This is a genomic window from Paenibacillus chitinolyticus NBRC 15660 (assembly GCF_000739915.1).
GTDB classification, from domain to species: domain Bacteria; phylum Bacillota; class Bacilli; order Paenibacillales; family NBRC-103111; genus Paenibacillus_F; species Paenibacillus_F chitinolyticus.
Genome location: NZ_BBJT01000022.1, coordinates 38,854 through 59,696, shown reverse-complemented (window position 1 = coordinate 59,696; position 20,843 = coordinate 38,854). Strand labels below are relative to the sequence as shown.

The 20,843-nt window shown below is 47.8% G+C and carries 35 protein-coding genes; 2 read left to right on the top strand and 33 right to left on the bottom strand.

Going from position 1 to position 20,843, the window contains the following annotated elements; translation table 11 throughout:
* Positions 1-172: 172 nt before the first annotated feature.
* Both PCH01S_RS31565 and PCH01S_RS28240 read right to left on the bottom strand, forming a co-directional pair.
* Positions 173-403 (bottom strand): hypothetical protein, encoded by a 231-nt coding sequence (locus PCH01S_RS31565; protein WP_009676794.1) that lies wholly within the window; start codon positions 401-403, stop codon positions 173-175.
* Positions 404-555: 152 nt separating this feature from the next.
* Positions 556-1,167, bottom strand: coding sequence for a stage II sporulation protein M (locus PCH01S_RS28240; RefSeq protein WP_042235568.1), 612 nt, complete (start codon positions 1,165-1,167; stop codon positions 556-558).
* 100 nt (positions 1,168-1,267) lie between these two features.
* Here PCH01S_RS28240 and pdaB point away from each other — a divergent pair, with 100 nt between their 5' ends.
* Both pdaB and gerD read left to right on the top strand, forming a co-directional pair.
* Positions 1,268-2,050 carry a polysaccharide deacetylase family sporulation protein PdaB gene (pdaB, locus tag PCH01S_RS28235; protein WP_042235565.1) on the top strand — a complete coding sequence of 261 codons (783 nt, stop codon included), beginning with the start codon at positions 1,268-1,270 and terminating at the stop codon, positions 2,048-2,050.
* 146 nt (positions 2,051-2,196) lie between these two features.
* The gene (gene gerD, locus PCH01S_RS28230) at positions 2,197-3,012 is read left to right on the top strand and encodes a spore germination lipoprotein GerD (RefSeq protein WP_042235562.1); all 816 of its coding nucleotides are present in this window, start codon (positions 2,197-2,199) and stop codon (positions 3,010-3,012) included.
* 22 nt (positions 3,013-3,034) lie between these two features.
* Here the strand turns inward: gerD and PCH01S_RS28225 are convergent, their stop codons facing one another.
* The 31 genes from PCH01S_RS28225 to rpsC form a co-directional block, all read right to left on the bottom strand.
* Entirely contained in the window at positions 3,035-4,144 is a 1,110-nt protein-coding gene (locus PCH01S_RS28225; protein ID WP_042235559.1) for an Mrp/NBP35 family ATP-binding protein, read from the bottom strand.
* A gap of 51 nt (positions 4,145-4,195) precedes the next feature.
* Positions 4,196-4,954, bottom strand: coding sequence for an N-acetylmuramoyl-L-alanine amidase CwlD (cwlD, locus tag PCH01S_RS28220; RefSeq protein WP_042235556.1), 759 nt, complete (start codon positions 4,952-4,954; stop codon positions 4,196-4,198).
* Between the two features lie 67 nt (positions 4,955-5,021).
* Positions 5,022-6,203, bottom strand: a complete 1,182-nt coding sequence (gene sat, locus PCH01S_RS28215; RefSeq protein ID WP_042235554.1) for a sulfate adenylyltransferase — start codon at positions 6,201-6,203, stop codon at positions 5,022-5,024.
* A 42-nt stretch (positions 6,204-6,245) separates the two neighbouring features.
* On the bottom strand, positions 6,246-6,938 hold the full coding sequence (locus tag PCH01S_RS28210) for a phosphoadenylyl-sulfate reductase (RefSeq protein WP_042235552.1): 693 nt from the start codon (positions 6,936-6,938) through the stop codon (positions 6,246-6,248).
* A gap of 281 nt (positions 6,939-7,219) precedes the next feature.
* Positions 7,220-7,612, bottom strand: coding sequence for a 30S ribosomal protein S9 (gene rpsI, locus PCH01S_RS28205; protein WP_009676832.1), 393 nt, complete (start codon positions 7,610-7,612; stop codon positions 7,220-7,222).
* A gap of 20 nt (positions 7,613-7,632) precedes the next feature.
* Complete coding sequence (gene rplM / locus PCH01S_RS28200; RefSeq protein ID WP_042235549.1) at positions 7,633-8,070, bottom strand: 50S ribosomal protein L13; 438 nt, start codon at positions 8,068-8,070, stop codon at positions 7,633-7,635.
* A 174-nt stretch (positions 8,071-8,244) separates the two neighbouring features.
* Complete coding sequence (truA, locus tag PCH01S_RS28195; protein ID WP_009676806.1) at positions 8,245-9,015, bottom strand: tRNA pseudouridine(38-40) synthase TruA; 771 nt, start codon at positions 9,013-9,015, stop codon at positions 8,245-8,247.
* Between the two features lie 123 nt (positions 9,016-9,138).
* A complete protein-coding gene (gene rplQ / locus PCH01S_RS28190) occupies positions 9,139-9,501 on the bottom strand; it encodes a 50S ribosomal protein L17 (protein WP_009676799.1) in 363 nt (120 codons plus the stop codon).
* Between the two features lie 24 nt (positions 9,502-9,525).
* Entirely contained in the window at positions 9,526-10,470 is a 945-nt protein-coding gene (locus tag PCH01S_RS28185; RefSeq protein WP_009676831.1) for a DNA-directed RNA polymerase subunit alpha, read from the bottom strand.
* A gap of 122 nt (positions 10,471-10,592) precedes the next feature.
* Positions 10,593-10,988, bottom strand: coding sequence for a 30S ribosomal protein S11 (gene rpsK / locus PCH01S_RS28180; protein WP_016423660.1), 396 nt, complete (start codon positions 10,986-10,988; stop codon positions 10,593-10,595).
* 21 nt (positions 10,989-11,009) lie between these two features.
* The gene (gene rpsM / locus PCH01S_RS28175) at positions 11,010-11,378 is read right to left on the bottom strand and encodes a 30S ribosomal protein S13 (protein WP_016423661.1); all 369 of its coding nucleotides are present in this window, start codon (positions 11,376-11,378) and stop codon (positions 11,010-11,012) included.
* A 20-nt stretch (positions 11,379-11,398) separates the two neighbouring features.
* Entirely contained in the window at positions 11,399-11,512 is a 114-nt protein-coding gene (gene rpmJ, locus PCH01S_RS28170) for a 50S ribosomal protein L36 (RefSeq protein ID WP_003333770.1), read from the bottom strand.
* An 88-nt stretch (positions 11,513-11,600) separates the two neighbouring features.
* The gene (gene infA / locus PCH01S_RS28165) at positions 11,601-11,819 is read right to left on the bottom strand and encodes a translation initiation factor IF-1 (RefSeq protein ID WP_009676800.1); all 219 of its coding nucleotides are present in this window, start codon (positions 11,817-11,819) and stop codon (positions 11,601-11,603) included.
* A 3-nt stretch (positions 11,820-11,822) separates the two neighbouring features.
* A complete protein-coding gene (locus tag PCH01S_RS28160) occupies positions 11,823-12,134 on the bottom strand; it encodes a KOW domain-containing RNA-binding protein (protein WP_042235574.1) in 312 nt (103 codons plus the stop codon).
* 9 nt (positions 12,135-12,143) lie between these two features.
* Entirely contained in the window at positions 12,144-12,896 is a 753-nt protein-coding gene (gene map, locus PCH01S_RS28155) for a type I methionyl aminopeptidase (protein WP_042235545.1), read from the bottom strand.
* On the bottom strand, positions 12,893-13,546 hold the full coding sequence (locus tag PCH01S_RS28150) for an adenylate kinase (protein ID WP_042235542.1): 654 nt from the start codon (positions 13,544-13,546) through the stop codon (positions 12,893-12,895). The genes map and PCH01S_RS28150 overlap by 4 nt, the downstream gene beginning before the upstream one ends.
* Positions 13,547-13,631: 85 nt before the next feature.
* Positions 13,632-14,939 carry a preprotein translocase subunit SecY gene (secY, locus tag PCH01S_RS28145; RefSeq protein WP_042235539.1) on the bottom strand — a complete coding sequence of 436 codons (1,308 nt, stop codon included), beginning with the start codon at positions 14,937-14,939 and terminating at the stop codon, positions 13,632-13,634.
* Positions 14,939-15,379, bottom strand: a complete 441-nt coding sequence (rplO, locus tag PCH01S_RS28140) for a 50S ribosomal protein L15 (RefSeq protein WP_009676816.1) — start codon at positions 15,377-15,379, stop codon at positions 14,939-14,941. The genes secY and rplO overlap by 1 nt, the downstream gene beginning before the upstream one ends.
* Positions 15,380-15,410: 31 nt before the next feature.
* Positions 15,411-15,596: a 50S ribosomal protein L30 gene (gene rpmD / locus PCH01S_RS28135; RefSeq protein WP_009676811.1), complete on the bottom strand. Its 186-nt coding sequence runs from the start codon at positions 15,594-15,596 to the stop codon at positions 15,411-15,413.
* Positions 15,597-15,607: 11 nt separating this feature from the next.
* Positions 15,608-16,105, bottom strand: a complete 498-nt coding sequence (gene rpsE / locus PCH01S_RS28130) for a 30S ribosomal protein S5 (RefSeq protein ID WP_009676829.1) — start codon at positions 16,103-16,105, stop codon at positions 15,608-15,610.
* 28 nt (positions 16,106-16,133) lie between these two features.
* Positions 16,134-16,499 (bottom strand): 50S ribosomal protein L18, encoded by a 366-nt coding sequence (gene rplR, locus PCH01S_RS28125; RefSeq protein ID WP_042235537.1) that lies wholly within the window; start codon positions 16,497-16,499, stop codon positions 16,134-16,136.
* Between the two features lie 52 nt (positions 16,500-16,551).
* Complete coding sequence (gene rplF, locus PCH01S_RS28120; protein WP_009676801.1) at positions 16,552-17,094, bottom strand: 50S ribosomal protein L6; 543 nt, start codon at positions 17,092-17,094, stop codon at positions 16,552-16,554.
* A 29-nt stretch (positions 17,095-17,123) separates the two neighbouring features.
* Positions 17,124-17,522 carry a 30S ribosomal protein S8 gene (rpsH, locus tag PCH01S_RS28115; protein WP_009676818.1) on the bottom strand — a complete coding sequence of 133 codons (399 nt, stop codon included), beginning with the start codon at positions 17,520-17,522 and terminating at the stop codon, positions 17,124-17,126.
* 32 nt (positions 17,523-17,554) lie between these two features.
* A complete protein-coding gene (locus tag PCH01S_RS30050) occupies positions 17,555-17,740 on the bottom strand; it encodes a type Z 30S ribosomal protein S14 (protein WP_040953112.1) in 186 nt (61 codons plus the stop codon).
* Positions 17,741-17,833: 93 nt separating this feature from the next.
* A complete protein-coding gene (gene rplE, locus PCH01S_RS28110; RefSeq protein ID WP_042235534.1) occupies positions 17,834-18,376 on the bottom strand; it encodes a 50S ribosomal protein L5 in 543 nt (180 codons plus the stop codon).
* A gap of 29 nt (positions 18,377-18,405) precedes the next feature.
* On the bottom strand, positions 18,406-18,759 hold the full coding sequence (gene rplX, locus PCH01S_RS28105) for a 50S ribosomal protein L24 (protein WP_009676802.1): 354 nt from the start codon (positions 18,757-18,759) through the stop codon (positions 18,406-18,408).
* 101 nt (positions 18,760-18,860) lie between these two features.
* Entirely contained in the window at positions 18,861-19,229 is a 369-nt protein-coding gene (gene rplN / locus PCH01S_RS28100) for a 50S ribosomal protein L14 (RefSeq protein WP_009676804.1), read from the bottom strand.
* A 32-nt stretch (positions 19,230-19,261) separates the two neighbouring features.
* Complete coding sequence (rpsQ, locus tag PCH01S_RS28095; protein WP_009676813.1) at positions 19,262-19,525, bottom strand: 30S ribosomal protein S17; 264 nt, start codon at positions 19,523-19,525, stop codon at positions 19,262-19,264.
* Between the two features lie 26 nt (positions 19,526-19,551).
* Positions 19,552-19,749, bottom strand: a complete 198-nt coding sequence (rpmC, locus tag PCH01S_RS28090; RefSeq protein ID WP_009676819.1) for a 50S ribosomal protein L29 — start codon at positions 19,747-19,749, stop codon at positions 19,552-19,554.
* A complete protein-coding gene (gene rplP / locus PCH01S_RS28085) occupies positions 19,739-20,173 on the bottom strand; it encodes a 50S ribosomal protein L16 (RefSeq protein WP_009676823.1) in 435 nt (144 codons plus the stop codon). Before rplP ends, rpmC begins: the two co-directional genes overlap by 11 nt.
* A 2-nt stretch (positions 20,174-20,175) precedes the next feature.
* Entirely contained in the window at positions 20,176-20,838 is a 663-nt protein-coding gene (gene rpsC, locus PCH01S_RS28080; RefSeq protein WP_042235530.1) for a 30S ribosomal protein S3, read from the bottom strand.
* Positions 20,839-20,843 lie beyond the last annotated feature (5 nt).

Below are 20,843 nucleotides of genomic sequence, written 5' to 3'. Positions count from 1 at the left end.
CGGCTTTGTCAGCCTCGCCGTCGTTCGCTAAGTTTCAGCGGCGACTTAATTAATATATCACAGATTGACTATTCATTGCAAGCTTTTTTTTAATTTCTTTTTTGCTTGGCTTGTTAAATGAAAACTTTGTCGAATCAGCGAAATTTAATTTACCATGAAATTTCATCTTAAGTCAAGACTTTTTTTGATGCTGGACACGATTCCTCGCGTATTTAGAAATTTCCCTCGGTGAAGCAAGCCTGGCATACATCCGGAAGATAACCTTATATCGGGATTCTATAGCTTTCTTAATCTCCTCGTCCATTCTCTTATCGTTAAGATCGAAGAGCATTTCGTCTAATTCTTTTCTTAGCACATAGTCCAGTTCTCTGCATTCCCTGTCATTAAAAAGAAATCCAAGCATCAACTTATTCTAGCTCCCCTCAAAATCGACTCTGCATCCACAACAGCGAGAAGGCTCCTGCATCCAATCGGACGCAGGCAACCGTTCCGCTTTACTGTTATGCTCATGTTTTGTCATTTTTATGACGGGGTTCAAGAAAATTTTTACAATTGTTATCCTTTTAAAAGCCAAAGAGTCACTGTGCTTTCCACGACAGCTGCAAGGAGCAACGTTCCTACGACAAGTAATATTAACGGTCGGGTCAGTCTCATAACACGTTTAAATTCTGCCGCGGCGTTCCCGCTTCTTTTGGGAGAGAAGAGTCCCCCGATCATTTTGATAACAAGAATACCGAGTCGAAGTCCATAGGCGCATGCTACGATAATAGCCGGAATCTCCAATATTCCATGCGGCAGGATTCCTTTCAGAACATAAGCAAGGCTTTGCGCTTCCATCTGATATTGAATGACATACCCCAGCAGCATCCCGTTTACCAGGAGCACCATTAAGGGAAGAATACCGAAAAACAATCCTAGGTATACAAACATCAATGACTTGATCGCGTTGTTCAGGAAAATAACGATAAACAGCCAGAGGTTGAGATTTTCTTTGCCTTTAACCAGTCCTGAAATTTTCTCCAGGCCCTGCATCTGCTGGTCCAGAAAAGCCTGAAAGCGGTCCGGATACATAGTCCCCAGTACTAAACCGGCTGCGAAAACCAAAACGGAAGCAATCAGGTAATGCTTCATTTCTCCGAAATGCTTAAACAGCTCTCTCCACTTCAATTTCCTGTTCTCCTTTCTCTTTAACGCATAACTCGATGGTACGAGCATACATTTTACTAAGCCGGAATACAAGCCCAAGGAGAAGGAGGCTGGAGCAAGCGTGAGCCATTTTTACGTCTTTAACGGCAAGAAAATAAAACAAGCCGTCTTTATCGGTGTCGCCGTAGTTTTCGCCGCAGGTATCGTCTATTCCGAACGGGGGAATATGGCGGTTTTTTCAAGCGGGGGTCCCGCGGCAATTTACAATGTCAAAACGGAGAAGAAACAGATCGCGTTGACGTTCGACATCTCATGGGGGGAAACGCGTACGGCTCCGATCCTGGATGTGCTGGAGCAGAAAGGTATCAAAAACGCGACGTTCTTTCTTTCCTCGCCCTGGAGCAAAAGCCACCCCGATATTGTAAAACGAATTATCAAGAACGGATATGAAATCGGAAGTCACGGCCATAAGCATGTGAACTACAGCAGTCTGGGAGACGAAGAGATCCGCAAGCAAATACAGACCGCCGACGGAGTCCTAAAGGAGTTTACCGGCAAAAGTCCGAATCTGATCCGTATGCCTAACGGCGACTTCGACAAGCGGGTTCTCGGTATTGCGGACCAGTTAGGATATAAGGTTATTCAATGGGATACGGATTCACTGGATTGGAAAAATCCCGGAGTGGATACCATTATCAATCGCGTTGTAAGTAAAGCGCATCCTGGCGATATCGTCCTGCTCCATGCCAGTGATTCCTGCAAACAGACTCATGAAGCCCTTCCCGCCATTATCGACCAGCTTAAGAGCAAGGGGTATGAGTTCGTGACGGTAACGGAGCTGATGAAACAGGCGCAGACTGAAAATAAAGCCGTAGAAGAGCAGTCGTTTAAACAGGTTTACTGAACTCCCCGTAACCGTACATACATTCTTTTGAAACGGCCAAATCTAGCCAACTTTCTCAGCAATCAACCATGTCACTCCTTTATGAAAAGGCTCCCCCCCACACATACTAACGGTACTAATTTAGGGGAAAGGAGCTTGTGTGCACAATGAATCGGAAAACAGTGCGTTATGTTCCTGCCTTAGTTGCAGTTATTCTCTTGGCTTCCTGCAGTTCCAACAATTCTTCACAGGGGTCTTCATCATCCCAGGGCAATTATAAAGAAACCAAATCCATGGTGCTTGACATTCTAAAGTCGGACGAGGGCCGTGCGGCGATCGATAAAGCCTCCCGCTCAAGCTTATCTTCGGCAGGCTCGGGCAGTTCTTCGGTCAGCATGTTGACCGACGGTCAAAAATTGCAGATGCAAACGGCGGTCAAGGATGTTCTGACCAGTACGGAAAGCAGTAAATTCGTAAGGGATATGATGAAAGATCCCCGTTTTGCCGGTGATTTCGCCAAAGTGGTGAGTACGCAGAATAAACAGCTCCACAAGGATCTCATGAAAGATCCGGAGTATCAGAAACAACTTCTGCAAGTTATGAAAAACCCGGAATACCAGCAGCTCATGATGGAACTGACCAAGACGACCCAGTACCGTCAGCAGATGATGAATGTCATTCAGGAATCTTTCCAGAGCCCCTTGTTCCAAGCTCAGATGCTCACCATTATGAGAAAAGTAATGGAAGAGGGCATCGTACCCAAAGGTGCCGGCGGCCAAGGCGGTGGGCAGGGTGGCCAAGGCGGCGGTAAAGGCGGTAAAGGCGGCGGCCAAGGTGGAGAAGGTGGCCAGCAAGGCCAGGGAGACCAAAAAAACAAACAAGATCAAGGCCAAGGCCAGGAAAGCGATCAAGGAGATCAAGGCCAGGATGAGAAGGAATCCCCGAACAAAAAGGGTAAGAAGGATCAGGACTCCGAATATTAAAAAAAGGACTGATGCTTGTGCATCAGTCCTTTTGAGCGTGTTGAACGACACTCCGCGCCAGCTCCAAGTACAGTTGGCCGGTGTTGGAATCTTCTTTGTAAACCGACGGGGAATAATCCGGTTCGGAAATATGATTGTCCGGTGCACCCAATGGAATTTGGGCAAGCAATTGGGTATGCAGCTGTTCCGCCAGCATGCCTCCGCCGCCGCGGCCGAAGACGTAGTCTTTCTCTCCGCATTTGGAGCACTCGTAGTAAGCCATGTTCTCCACCACACCGATAATCTCATGTTTGGTATGCACGGCCATGGCGCCCGCTCTGGCTGCTACAAAAGCTGCAGTAGCATGAGGGGTCGTAACCAGGATCTCTTTGCTTTGCGGCAGAAGCTGATGAATATCCAGCGCGATGTCGCCCGTACCCGGAGGCAGATCGAGCAGCAGGTAGTCCAGTTCTCCCCAATCCACTTCGTGGAAGAAGTTATGGAGCATCTTACCCAACATAGGTCCACGCCAAATCACCGGCGAATTATCCTCCACAAAGAAACCCATGGAGATAACTTTAACGCCGAACTTTTCTACGGGGATAATCCGGTTATCAACAAGCTGAGGCTGCTCCTCTATTCCCATCATATCCGGAATACTGAAGCCGTAGATGTCCGCATCCATAATCCCCACTCTCTTACCGAGACGCGCCAATGCAACAGCAAGGTTCGCCGTTACGGTGGACTTCCCTACACCGCCCTTACCGCTTGCGACGGCAATAAAATTAACGGGGGACTCCGGATTCAGCAATGGAGCCGCTTCTTGTCCCGTTCCGGCATTAGAGCCCGCAGTATCCACGCTTCCCGCCTCAGATACATTCTCATAAGCGGAGAGCTGGTTTTTCTCATAATCCGTTATTTCACGAAAACGAATATGAACCCCTTCGGCTCCGATTTGGGACAAAGCGGATTCAATGCGTTCCTTTAGACTTGCTTTGTAGCTTTCATCCGTAACGGACAAAACACACGTAAGAGAAACGCGGTTCTCTTTAATGACCACGTCTTTAACGAAGTTCAGTTCTACGATAGAAGCTCCGTAAGTCGGATCTGTTATAGGCTCAAGCGATTGCCGGATAAGCTCTTTGGTCACCATCTGTTCCACCTCGGTAGGCTTATTTCTGTTCAGATCATTATAACATACCGATTAGGACGAACGCACTTTCTCCCCGGAGAAATAACGCAGAATCGCTTGATAAACGGACGCGGCGACTTTCTTTTGATACTTATCGTCGGCCAGGAGCCTCGATTCCTCCGGATTGGACAAAAACCCGACTTCGACGAGCGCACTCGGCATTTTCAACGTTTTCAGTAAATAAACGCCTGTATCGGCCTTCTTGGAGACACGCTCCGTATTTTCCAGATTTTTCTTGAGTTCGTTCTGGATGAGTGTGGACAAGGTTGCGTTGTCCGGGTGGTTCGGGTAGTAGAACGTTTGTGCGCCCCTCCACTTATCGGACGGAATGCTGTTCAAATGGATGCTGATAAACAAATCGGCTTTTTTGCTGTTTATGAATTCGGCGCGGCTTAACAAATCTTCTGTTTTACGGCGGCTGAGTCCCTTCGTTCCCTCCAGGGCCAAATCCGTATCCGTCTCCCTTGTCATCACCACCATAGCGCCGACCTGCTGCAAATAATCACGCAAATACAAAGTGATCGCGAGGTTGATATCCTTCTCTATTACGCCGGATTGGCTGACCGCCCCTCCGTCAGGGCCTCCGTGCCCGGCATCCAGAGCAATCGTCTTCCCTGAAAGAGGCATGGACCATTCGCTCCATGTTCGTGTCGAAGGCAGCTCGTAGGTGTACATAAAGGCCATCAGCATAACCAGCAGGCCCGCCATGATGATCTTAATGCCGCTGTCCCAGGTCAGCCATACGACAAACCTTTTTCTTGGTCTCCGCATGAAAAAATCCACCTCTGTTCCCCAATAGACTCCATTCATCTATATGGGACAGGGTGGACAATTATACCTACTGCGCGGACGTGCCTACAGGCTCTGACATGCCGTCTATGAGCACTTTCGCCACTTCCGGGCGTGTGAACTCCTGGGGCGGACATTGGCCGTCACGCAGCAAGGCGCGTACTTTCGTGCCCGACAGGTGCAGGTGGTCAGCTTTATCGTGCGGGCAAGTTTTGCTCGATGCCATATTCCCGCATTTCGTGCAGTAAAAGCTATGCTCGAAGAAAAGAGGCGTAATGCCGATTTCTTCCGGTGTAAAGTTACTGAAAATTTCCTGGGCTTCATAAGTACCGTAGTAGTCGCCTACACCCGCATGATCGCGGCCTACGATAAAATGGGTACAGCCGTAGTTTTTGCGGACCAAAGCATGGAAGATCGCTTCCCGCGGACCCGCATAACGCATGGCTGCCGGAAAAACACCGAGAAAAGCACGATCCGAAGGATAATAATTTTCAAGGAGAACGAGGTAGCTTTTCATCCGGACATCTGCTGAAATATCATCGGACTTGGTTTCGCCAACCAACGGATTCAGAAACAGGGCATCGACGATTTCCATGGCCGATTTTTGAATATATTCATGGGCCCGGTGGACCGGATTGCGGGTTTGAAACCCTACGATAGTCCGCCAGTTCTTCTCGTCAAAAATTCGGCGAGTCTCGGCCGGATCATAGTAAAAATCTTCGAATTTGGCCGGTTTCGGCCTGTTCAACACTTGGACGGGCCCTCCGACATAGGTGGATGGTTTCGTCAGCAGCTTTTGGACGCCTGGATGCTCCGTATCGTCCGTTTTAAAGACTTTACGGGCTTCGAGCTGCTGATCGGCCTTGTAAATGCTGGTCACGTCTATAAGACCGTATACGACGCCGTCCTCTTCTCCCACCAAAGCCGCTTGCTTACCAACGGCGAGCTCCTCCGCAACGGCTTCTTCAACCGCCAGGGTCACAGGTATGCTCCATACGGTGCCATCCGCCAAACGCATGCGTTCGACAACCGAAAGGTAATCTTCTTCATTCAGAAAACCGGTTAGCGGGGAAAATGCCCCTACTCCAATAAGATCAAGGTCGGATATAGCCCAATTGTTTATGCGAATTTGAGGCAGGTCGCCCGCCTTTGCAAGAAGTCGATCGCGTTCGCTTCCCGTAACCAGGCGATTAATCAAAGTGCCGCCGTGAGGCGCTATTGAAGATGGCATGGATGTCTCTCCTTTAGTCTTCTAATAATTTCAGTTTCTCGCTTACTTATGGAGTCCGCATTCCGTTTTGTCATTGCCTGCCCAGCGGCCCGCACGCGGATCTTCACCCGGAGTGACCGCTTTTGTGCAGTGGCTGCAGCCGATACTAGGGTAGTTCTGATCGTGAAGAGCATTATAAATAATACCATTGGAACGAATATACTCCCATACATCGTCCGAAGTCCAGCCAGCAAGCGGATTAAACTTAACCAGACCGAATTTCACATCGTATTCAACCTTCTTGGCATTTGCCCGGGTCGGAGCTTGATCTCTGCGAATTCCTGTAATCCATGCGTCATAGTTTTTTAAAATATCCGTCAAGGGATCCACCTTACGGATGTTACAGCATTCGTTCGGAGTGGACAGCCACAGTTCTGCGCCATACTGCGCCGCTTGCTCTTCCAATGTGAGCTTAGGGAGAACTTGAATAAAAGATTTTTGATAGTGGTCTTGTAAACGATCTCTTGTATCATACGTCTCCTGGAAATGCACATTAGTGTCCAGATAGAAAATGTCTGTTTCCGGGCTCACCTTTTGCAGCATATCCACCAGGACTACGTCTTCCGCACCGAAGCTGCAAGCGAGCGTAATACTTGGAAAAGTGTTAACCGCCCATCGAATAAGCTCTTCGGGTGACTGGTTCTCAAATTCTTCAGCGGCTTTGTTCACTAATACTTCCTTTTCGAACAAATTCATATTTGTACCCTCCCATTTTAATTCCGAGTATCCTAATCTGTTTTGTTATTTTATTTCATTATAAATCACAACTTAGTCTTGTCAATAGCCTAGAGACGATCTTTTTATCATATTGAACAAAAGATAGATAAGTTCGTGCGTTATAACGGAATTGTAGAGTGTTATGGCGAACAGATTGAGGGATCATTTGTCCGTAACGGTCAAAAGAATGTTAAAAGAACACAAAAAAACCCTTCCGGTACATTTCTGTACCCAGAAGGGTTTGCTTTGTATAACCGATCTTAACGTTTCGAGAACTGAGGTGCACGACGAGCTGCTTTCAAGCCGTACTTCTTACGTTCTTTCATACGAGGATCACGAGTCAAGAATCCAGCGCGTTTCAGAGAACCGCGGAATTCAGGATCTGCTTTAAGCAGTGCGCGGGAGATGCCATGGCGGATTGCGCCGGCTTGTCCGCTCATTCCGCCGCCGTTAGCCAGTACGAGTACATCGTACTTGCCAATTGTTTCGGTCAGCGTCAGAGGTTGTTTCACGATTAGTTTCAGCGTTTCCAGGCCGAAGTATTCGTTAAGGTCACGTTTGTTGATGATGATGCGTCCTTCGCCCGGTACTAGACGTACACGTGCTACCGAATGCTTACGACGACCGGTTCCGTAGTATTGAACTTGTGCCACAAGTCAGTCCTCCCTTTCAATTAACCCCGAAGTTCCCAAACTTCTGGTTGTTGTGCTTGGTGTGGATGTTCCGCGCCTGCATATACTTTCAGCTTCAGCTTCATGCTGTTTCCAAGACGTGTCTTAGGCAGCATGCCGTGAATAGCAAGTTCCAGTACACGCTCAGGCTTTTTGTTCAGCATATCTTGAGCTGTCGTAACTTTCAGACCACCTGGGTGCATCGAGTGACGGTAGTATTTCTTGTCTTGCAGTTTGTTGCCGGTCAGATGAATCTTCTCAGCGTTGATGATGATTACGAAATCTCCGGAATCCACGTGCGGGGTGAATTGCGGTTTGTGTTTGCCGCGGATAATGCTTGCAGCTTCACTAGCCAGACGTCCGAGCGTCTTGCCGGTAGCATCAATGATGTACCATTTGCGTTCAACTTCATTCGGCTTAGCCATATATGTGGTACGCATGCTCTGATCCTCCTAAAAATATATCTCCAAACTTTATTAACAAACATAGTCATAGGTTAAAATACGTCTTGAATCTTTGGGTGCTTTTGAAGTCGGGGCCGTGGGGTAGCCCTTCAAGAAACACCATCACATATTTTACAGCATAGTCCAGGGAATAGCAAGAATTAAATTACATTATTCCGCGTATTCTACATTCCACAGCATCAGCCCGTGGGCTTCGGCTGTCGGGCCCGCAAGCGCCCGGTTACGTCCCCTCAAAATCGCAGCCATTTCTTCGGCTGGGCGTTTGCCTTCCCCGATTTGTATCAATGTTCCCACGAGAATCCGGACCATGTTGTAGAGAAAACCGCTGCCGGTGAAATAAAAGCGAAGCTGACCCGGCTGGTTGGGCTCGACAGACATTTGATCCGTTTCTTCAACGATCCAAGCGTCATAAATCGTACGAATACGCGATTCGGCTACGGTTTTGACCGAACAGAACGAGGAGAAGTCGTGCGTGCCTAGGATCGCCGCTAGAGCGTCTCTCATGGCATCCACATCCAAAGGGTTGGGATGGTGGAATTGGTATCGGCGTTGAAAAGTATCCGGTATCCGCGCAGTACGGATCGTATAGGAATAGGTTTTTCTTTTTGCCGACTTGCGGGCATGAAAAGATAGGGGCACTTCATCCGCACGAAGCGCAACGATATCTTTCGGAAGCCTGGAATTAAGAGCAAGGCACCAGCGTTCTGCGGGGATCTGGGAGGCTGTAGTGAAGTTGATCACCTGAGCGCGGGCGTGAACGCCAGCGTCCGTCCGCCCTGATGAGGTGATCTTCACCGTCTCCCCGGACAGCATCCGAATGGCCCGTTCCAGATAATCCTGAACCGTATTGCCATGAGGCTGCGTCTGAAAACCCGAGTACGAGGTGCCGTCATAACTTACCGTTATTCTTATATTTCTCACGAAACCATACCCTCCGTATACCGAACGGACAGGTTGATCGGGAGGTGAGCACAATCCGGTCAGATTGCAAAAAAAGGGCTTCAGCAGAATCCAAAGATTCTGTCCACCCTTTCCCACCCTTCGTTACGCCCGGTCTACCAGTTCCAGATATACCATAGGAGCAGCATCTCCGCGACGAGGTCCCAGTTTCAGGATACGTGTGTATCCACCTGGACGCTCAGCATAGCGAGTTGCCAGCTCGGAGAACAACTTCTGGATTGCATCCTGGTCTCCTGCGGTTTCACGACGAACAAATGCAGCTACTTGACGACGAGCATGCAGATCTCCGCGTTTCGCTAATGTGATGAGCTTCTCGGCGATAGAGCGAACTTCTTTCGCTTTCGCTTCAGTTGTTTGAATGCGCTCGTTAATGAAAAGGTCCGTTACGAGGTCGCGGAACAATGCTTTCCGCGCACTGGAGTCACGGCCTAACTTTTGATATGCCATGTCTTAACCCTCCTTCTGAGGTGATTATTCTTCCGTACGCAGGCCAAGACCCAGCTCTTCGAGCTTCTCTTGAACTTCTTCAAGAGATTTACGGCCAAGGTTACGCACTTTCATCATATCTTCTTCGGTTTTGGTGATCAGCTCTTGCACGGTATTGATACCGGCACGCTTCAGGCAGTTGTAAGAACGAACGGAAAGATCCAGTTCCTCGATCGTCATCTCGAGAACTTTCTCTTTCTTATCTTCTTCTTTCTCTACCATGATCTCCGCATCTTTAGCTTCATCGGTTAATCCAACAAAGAGCATTAGGTGTTCCGTCAGAATCTTCGCACCAAGACTTACTGCTTCCTCAGGGCGAATACTTCCGTCCGACCACACTTCGAGGGTTAGTTTGTCGTAGTTCGTCACTTGGCCGACACGAGTGTTCTCTACCGTGTAGTTCACACGCGTGATCGGAGTGTAGATCGAGTCAACCGGAATGACGCCAATAAGCTGCTCATCCCGTTTGTTCTTATCAGCCGGCACATAACCGCGGCCTCTGTTCGCATGAATTCTCATATGAAGACGAGAATCAGACGATAGAGTCGCGATATGAAGATCCGGGTTCAAGATCTCCACATCACTATCTCCGCGAATATCAGCAGCTGTGATTCTACCTTCTCCTTCGGCATCGATCTCCAGTACTTTTTCTTCGTCTGAATGGATTTTCAAAGAAAGACCTTTCAGATTCAGAATAATCTCCGTTACGTCCTCCATAACTCCCGGAATAGTCGAGAATTCATGGAGAACTCCGTCGATTTGTACGGAGCTAACCGCAGCACCCGGTAGTGAAGACAGTAAGATACGACGTAGTGAGTTACCTAATGTGGTCCCGTATCCGCGTTCCAGCGGTTCTACGACGAATTTGCCGTAAGCTCCGTCTTCGCTTAAAGATACGGTCTCTATTTTTGGCTTTTCGATTTCGATCATGAAATTAACCCTCCTTCAAAACGTCGTTACCCTGGAACATTTCCATAAACGATGTAGTATGCCTATCCTTCAACATCATTATTCACATGTTTAGAATATTTATACCACATGCCGACTTGAAATTACACGCGACGACGTTTTGGAGGACGGCAACCGTTATGCGGAATTGGTGTTACGTCCTTAATCAGGTTGACTTCGAGACCAGCAGCCTGCAAAGAACGAATTGCTGCTTCACGGCCGGCACCAGGGCCTTTAACCATGACTTCAACAACTTTCAGACCATGTTCCATAGCGGCTCTAGCTGCAGATTCAGCAGCCATTTGCGCAGCAAACGGAGTACTTTTACGGGATCCTTTGAAGCCCAGGTTACCGGCACTTGCCCAGGAAAGCGCGTTTCCATGAGGATCCGTGATCGTTACGATCGTATTGTTGAATGTGGAACGGATGTGTGCCACACCGGATTCAATATTTTTACGGTCACGACGTTTCGTACGGACGACTTTTTTAGGTTTAGCCATTGTTCACTCTAACCCCCTTTATTATTTCTTCTTGTTAGCTACAGTCCGACGAGGACCTTTACGTGTACGAGCATTGGTTTTCGTGCGTTGACCACGAACAGGCAGGCCACGACGATGACGGATACCACGGTAGCATCCGATTTCAACCAGACGTTTGATGTTCAGAGCGATTTCGCGACGAAGGTCGCCTTCCACTTTGATCGTTTTGTCGATAACTTCACGAATTTTGCTTACTTCTTCTTCCGTAAGATCGCGAACACGAGTGGATGCGTCAACGCCAGTTTGGCTCAGAACTTTCTGAGAAGTCGTTTTACCGATACCAAAAATGTACGTCAATGCGATTTCAACGCGCTTGTCACGCGGTAAGTCTACACCAGCAATACGTGCCATTGTTGAACGTGCACCTCCTTTTAACCTTGTTTTTGTTTATGTTTCGGGTTTTCACAAATTACCATGACGTTGCCTTTGCGACGAATGACTTTGCATTTCTCGCAGATCGGCTTGACCGACGGTCTTACCTTCATGTTTATTACCTCCTGAGAGTTTGCCACCGCAAACTTGCTTCGTAAGGGTTGGCCGCTATGTCGGCTAAGACTGCGGCGTTGCAGCTATTTATTTGAACCGATAGGTTATACGACCTCTCGTCAAGTCATATGGGGATAATTCTACAGTAACCTTGTCTCCAGGTAAAATCCGAATGAAGTGCATTCTGATCTTTCCGGAAACATGGGCCAAAATTTTATGTCCGTTCTCAAGCTCTACCTTAAACATTGCGTTCGGAAGAGGTTCGATTACTGTACCTTCCACTTCAATTACATCTTCTTTAGCCACTGATTATTCTCCTTTCTCATCTGCCTCAGATTGTAGACTGTCGATAAACTTCTTCACCGCATGTCTTAACTTGGCATTCGTAACACGGCTGCTTTCCGTTAAACTTCTGGAAACTTCTCCGCTGATCTCGGGCTGAAGCTGAAGATGCTGAACATTCTTCTTCTTCGGCTGGTCGAATCTGCGTTTATCACCATCGGCAATCCAAACGAATCTGGAATCCTCCGCTCGAATGATAACCGCATATTGACCTTGATCTTTGCCTCGGAGAATTTTTGCGATTTGACCGGGCTGCGGCAGTTGTTCCTGACCTACCAATTCGCTCACCTAAGCCTTCAGCTGGGTTAATATTTCATAACCGTCTGCCGTAATGGCAATGGTATGTTCGAAATGTGCACATAAGGAATTATCTACGGTAACTACGGTCCAATCATCCTCGAGTGTCTTTACGAATCGCTGTCCGACGTTCACCATAGGCTCGATTGCAAGTACCATACCGGGTTTAAGCCGGGGGCCTTTATCCCGAATCCCATAGTTGGGAATCTGCGGATCTTCGTGAAGTTCCGTGCCGATCCCGTGACCGACATATTCACGAACAACCGAGAAACCCGCGTCTTCGATCACTTGCTGTATGGCGTGTGAGATCGTATACAGCCGGGCGTCCGGTTTGGCTTCCGCCAATCCGGCAAACAGCGAACGTTCAGTTACTTCCAGAAGTTTCTTTGCGGTTTCAGAAATTTCACCGACGCCATAAGTCCAGGCCGAATCACCATGATATCCTTTATATTGTGCCCCGATATCAATGCTGATAACGTCGCCTTCGACTAATTTGCGGCTGCCGGGAATGCCGTGCACCAATTCTTCATTAACTGAAGTGCAGATGCTGCCAGAGAAACCGTTGTAGCCTTTGAAAGAGGGTACGGCACCTTGACTGCGAATGTATTCCTCAGCGATTTTATCCAGGTCCTTAGTCGTAACGCCGGGACGAACCGATTCAGCCATCAACTTGTGGGTCTCGGCTACGATTCGACCTGCCTCACGCATAAGTTCCAACTCTACTTCGGACTTACAAATGATCATTCAGAATGACCTCGCAGCAATGAACTGATTTGGGAAGTTACATCTTCGATATCCTGCTCCCCATCAACCTCGCGCAATACGTTACGTTTCTGGTAGTACTCAAGAAGCGGTGCTGTCTTCGACGTGTATTCGTCCAAGCGGGTACCGACTTTCTCTTCCGTATCATCGGATCTCTGATACAATTCGCCGGAGCATTTGTCGCATACGCCTTCCTGCTTCGGAGGATTGAAAATCACGTGATACGTGGCGCCGCAGGATTTGCAGATACGGCGACCGGTCAGTCTGGCCAGCAGGAAGCTGCGATCCACTTTCAAGTTAATGACGTGATCGATTCGCTTACCAAGAGATTGCAGGATCTCGTCTAAAGCTTCCGCTTGAGCAATCGTACGCGGAAAACCATCGAGGAGAAATCCCTTATCGCAATCCGACTGCTGCAGACGTTCACGAACAATACCGTTAGTGATTTCGTCTGGAACAAGTTTGCCTTGATCGACATAGGACTTAGCTTCTATGCCGAGCGGCGTCCCTTGACTCATTGCCAATCTAAAGGCATCGCCGGTTGAAATGTGAGGAATCTGAAATTCACTAACAATTTTCTCCGCCTGAGTACCTTTACCCGCACCCGGAGGACCCATAAATAAAACGTTCACGTTTTCCCCTCCTTCGGCACTTAGTAGTACGAACAGCACAATAGGTGCCGATGCCGCAACAAAGTGCCTACATCAGAACCTATTGCTATTTGTTGATAAATCCTTTGTAATGACGTTTGATCAGTTGGCTTTCTACTGTTTTCAACGTCTCCAATGCCACACCCACGAGGATGAGAAGTGAAGTTCCGCCGATCCGAACCGAAGTTGGCAAACCTGCCAGAGCCCCGAAGATCATTGGGAGAATCGAGATGAAAGCCAGGAAGAAGGCGCCGGACAAAGTAATTCTCGACATTACTCTTGTCAGATAGCTGGAAGTTGGTTTTCCGGGACGAACGCCTGGAATATAACCGCCGTTCTTCTTCATTTGATCAGCCATTTGCACCGGATTAATCTGTACAAACGTGTAGAAATAGGTGAAACCGACAATCAGTAGTACATATAGAGCAAGCGCAATCGGCGCCGAATTGTTAATGCTTAGATTGCGGATAATCCAATCCGCAAATGGATTCCCCGCCCAGAAACCTGCAATAATCGTCGGGAATTGAAGCAGTGATACGGCAAAGATGACCGGAATTACTCCTGCAGCATTCACTTTCATGGGAATGTGCGTGCTCTGTCCGCCGTACATTTTCCTCCCTACAACACGCTTAGCATATTGCACGGGTATCTTCCGAACTCCCTGCTGAACGTAGATAACGCCAACGATAATGGCTACTACTACGATCAGAATGAGGACGACTTTCAAGATGTTCAGGAACAGGGCATCTCCTGCATTCGCAAACTGCGTCTGGTAAATCTGACTGATTCCTGTCGGAATAGCAGCTACGATTCCCGCGAAGATAATAATCGAAATCCCGTTTCCGATCCCTTTTTCAGTGATCTGCTCACCTAACCACATCAGGAACATCGTTCCTGCCGTCAAGACAATCGCTATCAGAGAGTAGGTAGCAAAGCTTGGATTGATCACAAGCCCCTGGAAGGAGTTGTTAAACATGATCGCATATCCATAAGCTTGAATCACGCCAAGCACAACCGTTAAATAGCGAGTAAGTTGGGCCGATTTCTTTCTCCCCACTTCTCCCTCTTTCGCCCACTGTGTAAGCCTAGGAACAACGTCCATGGACAGTAGTTGAACGATAATCGAAGCCGTAATGTACGGAAAGATCGACATCGAGAAGATGGAGAACTGGAAAAGCGCTCCGCCGGAGAAAGTATTCAGCAATCCGAACACGCTATTCTGGTTGGCCTGATCCTGCAGCTTCAGAAGCTCTGCATTGATATTGGGTACCGGAATGAAGGCACCGATTCTGTAGATGATTAACACGAGAAGCGTGAAAATGATTCTCTTACGCAAATCCTCTACTTTAAAGATGTTGGACAGGGTCCGGAACATTAAATCACCTCGGATTGACCGCCGGCAGCCTGGATTTTATCTACCGCAGATTGGGAAAACTTGTTCGCCTTAACTGTAAGCTTTACAGTGAGTTCGCCGTTTCCAAGAATCTTAATTCCATCTTTAGGTGATTTAACAACACCCGTTTCCATCAGAAGCTCAGGAGTTACTTCCGTACCAGCTTCGAACTTGTTCAGGTCTTCCAGGTTAACGATAGCAAATTCCTTACGCGTTGGGTTCACGAAACCACGCTTAGGGAGACGACGGTAAAGTGGGTTTTGTCCACCTTCAAAGCCTGGACGAACACCACCGCCGGAACGGGCGTTCTGACCTTTGTGACCGCGTCCGGATGTTTTTCCGAGTCCGCTACCTACACCGCGACCGAGACGCTTGCGAGTGTGGCGTGCGCCTTCTGCAGAGCTCAGCTCATGTAATTTCATAGTTGCACCTCCTCTTGATTGAATGTGTTACTTATGCTTGAATTTCTTTAACTTCGATAAGGTGGCTGACTTGATTAATCATACCACGGATTGCTTCATTGTCGCTTTGAACAACAGAATGGTTCAGCTTTCTGAGACCAAGAGCTTGAACCGTCTTCTTCTGTGTTTCTGGACGTCCGATCAGACTACGCTTAAGGGTAATTTGAAGTTTAGACATGTTTATCCTCCTTAACCCATCAACTCTTCAACGGTTTTGCCGCGAAGTTTGGCTACTTCTTCCGCTTTCTTCAGACGGGAAAGACCCTCTAAAGTAGCGTTCACCATGTTCATGGAGTTCGAAGAACCCAGGGATTTTGTTAAAATGTCGCCAACGCCAGCTAGTTCGAGTACTGCACGAACAGGGCCGCCAGCAATAACACCGGTACCTTCAGATGCTGGTTTCAGCAGCACACGTCCAGCGCCGAAATGACCAGTTACAAGGTGAGGAATCGTAGTTCCAACGATAGGAACGTGGACGAGGTTCTTCTTAGCATCTTCGATTCCTTTGCGGATTGCATCAGGAACTTCGGAAGCTTTACCGATACCAGCGCCGACATAGCCGTTACCATCGCCTACTACGACAAGAGCGCTAAAGCTAAAGCGACGTCCGCCCTTTACAACTTTAGCAACGCGATTAATATGAACAACTTTTTCAGTCAGCTCTAAAGTGTTAGGATCTACACGCAAGTCGTTTACCTCCTTATGAGATGTTTTCTTAGAATTCTAGACCAGCTTCACGAGCTGCTTCGGCCAGAGCCTGAACACGTCCGTGATAGAGATATCCGCCGCGGTCAAATACTACTTGGCTCACGCCTTTTTCTTTCGCACGATTCGCAACCAGTTCGCCGACTTTACGAGCAGCTTCGACGTTACCGCCGTTGCTAACCTCTTTAAGCTCTTTGTCCTGAGTGGATGCCGATGCCACTGTTACTCCGTTCACATCATCAATGATTTGCGCATAAATGTGCTTCTCAGAGCGGAAAATGTTCAAGCGAGGACGTGCTGTCGTCCCTTGAATTTTCTTACGAACACGCAGGTGTCTTTTCAGACGTGCTTTATTCTTATCGCCTTTAGTAATCATGGGTTGCACTCCTTTCATCTATATTCCGATGTCAGGCCGGCCTTAGGCCGCCTTACTTCTTCTTACCAGCTTTACCTTCTTTGCGGATAATACGTTCGCCTTCGTACTTAATACCTTTACCTTTATACGGCTCAGGTTCACGAACGGCACGGATTTTGGCAGCAGTTGCGCCAACGAGTTCTTTATCGATCCCTTTAACAATCACTTTCGTGTTGCTAGGTACGTCGAATTCGATTCCGCCTTCAGGGTTGATTTCAACCGGGTGAGAGTAACCTACGTTCAGGACGAGTTTGTTTCCGGTTTTGTTAGCACGGTAACCTACGCCAACAAGCTCCAGATTCTTCTCGAAACCTTGCGTTACTCCTGTAACCATGTTGTTCAATACGCTGCGAGTCGTGCCGTGCAGGGAACGATGCAGTTTATGATCAGAAGGTCTTTCAACCGTAATGACATTGTCTTGTACGGATACCTTCATATCTTTGTGAAGTTCGCGGGAAAGGGTTCCTTTCGGTCCTTTTACCGTGATTGTCGTGTTCTCAAGCTTTACGTCAACGCCACTTGGAACAGTAATTGGTTTGCGACCAATACGAGACATGTTTGCACCTCCATTCAATCGAGTCTAAATTACCAAACGTAGCAGAGAACCTCTCCGCCGGATTTTGCTTGACGAGCGTCTTTGTCCGTCATCACGCCACCGGAAGTGGAGATGATAGCGATACCCAGACCGCCAAGTACCCGAGGGATCTCTTGGGATTTTGTGTATACGCGCAGACCAGGTTTGCTGATACGTTTCAAACCGGTGATTACGCGCTCGTTATTCGGACCGTATTTCAGGAACAAGCGGATGATGCCTTGCTTGTTATCTTCTACGAATTCAGCGTCACGGATGAAACCTTCATTCTTGAGGATTTCAGCAATCTCTTTCTTGATCTTGGAGGCCGGAATTTCTACCGTCTCGTGACGAACAATGTTTGCATTACGAATGCGTGTAAGCATATCTGCAATTGGATCAGACATAACCATGGATGTGAACCTCCTTCCCGAAAATAAGTGGATTACCAGCTTGCTTTACGCACACCTGGAATCTGGCCTTTATATGCTAGTTCACGGAAACAAATTCTGCAAATTTTAAATTTGCGGAGAACGGAATGCGGGCGGCCGCAACGTTCGCAGCGAGTATACGCCTGCACTTTGAACTTAGGGGGACGTTGTTGCTTGATTTTCATCGAAGTTTTTGCCACTTAAATTACACCTCCTACAAGTTTTCGCCTGAAAACTCTCTCCGATCATTATCGGCAGGGGCTTCCTTCCGAAAGCTCCGTGATGATTTGTTCTTACTTCACAAACGGCATTCCGAGTTGGGTAAGCAGTTCACGAGCTTCTTCGTCCGTATTCGCAGTCGTTACGATTACGATGTCCATACCACGAACTTTATCAATTTGATCGTATTCGATCTCTGGGAAGATCAGTTGTTCTTTAAGACCAAGCGTGTAGTTACCGCGTCCGTCGAACGCTTTGGAGGAAACTCCACGGAAGTCACGTACGCGCGGAAGCGATACGTTGAACAATTTGTCCAGGAATTGATACATGCGTTGGCCGCGCAGTGTTACTTTAACGCCGATCGGCATGTTCTCACGAAGTTTGAAACCCGCGATGGATTTCTTCGCACGAGTGATTACCGGTTTTTGACCCGCAATTTTTTGCAGATCCTCTACGGCACTGTCGAGCACCTTGGAGTTCGAAACAGCCTCACCAACCCCCATGTTGATGACTACTTTCTCGATCTTAGGAACTTGCATAACAGTGGTGTAGTTGAACTTCTGCATCAGAGCAGGAGTAATTTCATTCAAGAAACGATCTTTCATTCTTGCTGCCATTCTGGTGCCTCCTTTCCGCACTTAGTCGATTAATCGATAGCTTCGCCGGATTTTTTCGCAATACGTACTTTAGTTCCGTTCTCAAGGACCTTGTAACCTACACGAGTCGGCTTGCCGCTCTTAGGATCCACGAGCATTACGTTGGAAGCGTGAATTGCAGCTTCTTGAGTAATGATTCCGCCTTGAGGGTTTTGCTGGGAAGGTTTCGCATGTTTCTTGATCATGTTCACGCCTTCAACCAGAACACGATTTTCACGCGGGTAAGCTGCGAGAACGCGACCTTTCTTACCTTTGTCTTTGCCGGAGATAACAAAAACTGTGTCGTCTTTCTTTACATGCAGTTTATGGTTATGAGACTCAAGTCTCTTTTTCGTTCTTGGCATGTTGATTACACCTCCTAAGCTTTCGTATGAAAGCTAACTTCGTAAGAGCTGCCGGACTTTCCAGAAGAAAGCCGCGCCGCAATTTAATTGAGCTGCCTGTGTTAGATAACCTCAGGAGCAAGAGAAACGATCTTCATGAAGTCTTTATCACGAAGTTCACGAGCAACTGGTCCGAAAATACGAGTTCCACGAGGGCTCTTATCATCTTTTACGATAACTGCCGCGTTCTCATCAAATGTGATGTAAGATCCGTCTTTACGACGAGCGCCGCTCTTAGTACGAACGATTACCGCTTTGACTACATCACCTTTTTTGACAACGCCCCCTGGTGTTGCTTCTTTCACAGAGCAGATGATCAAATCACCGATATTGCCTACACGACGACCAGTACCGCCAAGCACACGAATGCACATCAGCTGTTTCGCACCGGAGTTGTCCGCAACCTTCAAACGAGATAATGGTTGAATCATGTTAGTCCCTCCTTTCGGATTATACCTGTTGGTTAAACAATAACTGCTTTTTCAACGATCTCAACGAGACGGAAACGCTTGTCTTTAGACAATGGGCGAGTTTCCATGATTTTCACGGTGTCGCCAATTTGCGCTTCATTGTTCTCATCGTGAGCTTTAAACTTCTTCGTATATTTAATCCGCTTGTGGTACAAGTCGTGTTTTTTGTAAGTTTCCACGGCAACAACGATGGTTTTATCCATTTTGTCGCTGACCACTTTACCGGTTTGGACTTTACGTTCGTTACGCTCTGCCATATACGAGCCCTCCCTTCTGAATTTGCTTAACCAATCCCGAGTTCTCTTTCACGCAAAACTGTTTTCGCACGGGCGATTTCTTTGCGCAGCTTCTGAATTTGAACCGGGTTATCCAGTTGTCCGGTAGCTAGTTGAAAACGGAGGTTAAAAAGTTCTTCCTTGAAACCGTTAATTCTTTGTTCAATCTCAGCAGTGGTTAAGTTGCGGAATTCACTAGCCTTCATGTGCTTCACCACCCACTTCTTCTTTCTTCACGAACTTACATTTAACGGGAAGCTTGTGCATAGCAAGACGCATAGCTTCGCGAGCAACTTCTTCGCTAACACCGGCAAGTTCGAACATAACTTTACCTGGTTTTACTACGCTGACCCACTTCTCAACGTTACCTTTACCGCTACCCATCCGAACTTCAAGAGGCTTTTGGGTGATAGGCTTCGAAGGGAAGATTTTGATCCACACTTTACCGCCACGCTTGATGTAACGAGTCATGGCAATACGTGCTGCTTCGATCTGACGGTTTGTGATCCACGCAGGCTCAAGAGCCTGGAGGCCGTATTCGCCGAACACAACTTCAGTGCCGCCTTTAGCGCGACCTCTCATTTTACCGCGGTGTTCTTTGCGGTGTTTTACACGTTTAGGTACTAACATGATTAGTTGCCTCCTTCCGATTGAGCCTTTTTCTTAGCTGTCGGAAGTACCTCTCCACGATAGATCCATACTTTCACGCCGATCCGTCCGTAGGTCGTGTGCGCTTCAGCTGTACCATAATCGATATCCGCACGAAGCGTGTGGAGTGGAACTGTTCCTTCGCTGTATCCTTCCGTACGGGCAATCTCCGCTCCGCCCAGACGACCGCTGGTCGAAACTTTAATTCCTTTAGCTCCCGCTCTTTGCGTTCTTTGCATCGCTTGTTTCATAGCACGACGGAAAGATACGCGGCGCTCAAGCTGTTGTGCAATGCTTTCTGCAACGAGGACAGCGTCGAGCTCAGGGTTTTTCACTTCTGCAATGTTGATGTGTACTTTCTTACCTGTCATGTTGGAGATGTAGTTGCGGATGTTTTCAACTTCCGCTCCACCTTTACCGATAACCATACCAGGTTTAGCTGTATGAATCGTTACGTTAACGCGATTAGCCGCGCGCTCGATATCGATATGGGACACTGCAGAATCTTTCAGCTTGTTCTTCAGATATTCACGAATTTTAACGTCTTCCATCAGCAGGTCGCCGAAATCTTTCTCAGCATACCACTTGGATTCCCAATCGCGAATAATACCAATTCTAAGACCCACCGGGCTTACTTTTTGACCCACACGTT

Bases quoted from the DNA above. Each gene is read 5' to 3' on its own strand.
- PCH01S_RS31565 (WP_009676794.1), bottom strand. From the start codon at position 403: ATGCTTGGATTTCTTTTTAATGACAGGGAATGCAGAGAACTGGACTAT.
- rplQ (WP_009676799.1), bottom strand. From the start codon at position 9,501: ATGGCATATCAAAAGTTAGGCCGTGACTCCAGTGCGCGGAAAGCATTG.
- rpmC (WP_009676819.1), bottom strand. From the start codon at position 19,749: ATGAAGGCTAGTGAATTCCGCAACTTAACCACTGCTGAGATTGAACAA.
- rpmD (WP_009676811.1), bottom strand. From the start codon at position 15,596: ATGTCTAAACTTCAAATTACCCTTAAGCGTAGTCTGATCGGACGTCCA.
- map (WP_042235545.1), bottom strand. From the start codon at position 12,896: ATGATCATTTGTAAGTCCGAAGTAGAGTTGGAACTTATGCGTGAGGCA.
- rpsM (WP_016423661.1), bottom strand. From the start codon at position 11,378: ATGGCACGTATTGCTGGTGTAGACTTACCGCGTGACAAGCGCGTTGAA.
- PCH01S_RS28225 (WP_042235559.1), bottom strand. From the start codon at position 4,144: ATGGTGACCAAAGAGCTTATCCGGCAATCGCTTGAGCCTATAACAGAT.
- rpsH (WP_009676818.1), bottom strand. From the start codon at position 17,522: ATGGTTATGTCTGATCCAATTGCAGATATGCTTACACGCATTCGTAAT.
- rpsQ (WP_009676813.1), bottom strand. From the start codon at position 19,525: ATGGCAGAGCGTAACGAACGTAAAGTCCAAACCGGTAAAGTGGTCAGC.
- rplO (WP_009676816.1), bottom strand. From the start codon at position 15,379: ATGAAATTACATGAGCTGAGCTCTGCAGAAGGCGCACGCCACACTCGC.
- rplX (WP_009676802.1), bottom strand. From the start codon at position 18,759: ATGCCAAGAACGAAAAAGAGACTTGAGTCTCATAACCATAAACTGCAT.
- rplR (WP_042235537.1), bottom strand. From the start codon at position 16,499: ATGATTACTAAAGGCGATAAGAATAAAGCACGTCTGAAAAGACACCTG.
- secY (WP_042235539.1), bottom strand. From the start codon at position 14,939: ATGTTCCGGACCCTGTCCAACATCTTTAAAGTAGAGGATTTGCGTAAG.
- rplF (WP_009676801.1), bottom strand. From the start codon at position 17,094: ATGTCTCGTATTGGTCGCAAACCAATTACTGTTCCAAGTGGCGTTGAC.
- rplN (WP_009676804.1), bottom strand. From the start codon at position 19,229: ATGATTCAACCATTATCTCGTTTGAAGGTTGCGGACAACTCCGGTGCG.
- gerD (WP_042235562.1), top strand. From the start codon at position 2,197: ATGAATCGGAAAACAGTGCGTTATGTTCCTGCCTTAGTTGCAGTTATT.
- rpmJ (WP_003333770.1), bottom strand. From the start codon at position 11,512: ATGAAGGTAAGACCGTCGGTCAAGCCGATCTGCGAGAAATGCAAAGTC.
- rplM (WP_042235549.1), bottom strand. From the start codon at position 8,070: ATGCGTACCACATATATGGCTAAGCCGAATGAAGTTGAACGCAAATGG.
- rplP (WP_009676823.1), bottom strand. From the start codon at position 20,173: ATGTTAGTACCTAAACGTGTAAAACACCGCAAAGAACACCGCGGTAAA.
- rplE (WP_042235534.1), bottom strand. From the start codon at position 18,376: ATGGCAGCAAGAATGAAAGATCGTTTCTTGAATGAAATTACTCCTGCT.
- cwlD (WP_042235556.1), bottom strand. From the start codon at position 4,954: ATGCGGAGACCAAGAAAAAGGTTTGTCGTATGGCTGACCTGGGACAGC.
- sat (WP_042235554.1), bottom strand. From the start codon at position 6,203: ATGCCATCTTCAATAGCGCCTCACGGCGGCACTTTGATTAATCGCCTG.
- PCH01S_RS28210 (WP_042235552.1), bottom strand. From the start codon at position 6,938: ATGAATTTGTTCGAAAAGGAAGTATTAGTGAACAAAGCCGCTGAAGAA.
- rpsK (WP_016423660.1), bottom strand. From the start codon at position 10,988: ATGGCTAAACCTAAAAAAGTCGTCCGTACGAAACGTCGTGACCGTAAA.
- PCH01S_RS28185 (WP_009676831.1), bottom strand. From the start codon at position 10,470: ATGATCGAAATCGAAAAGCCAAAAATAGAGACCGTATCTTTAAGCGAA.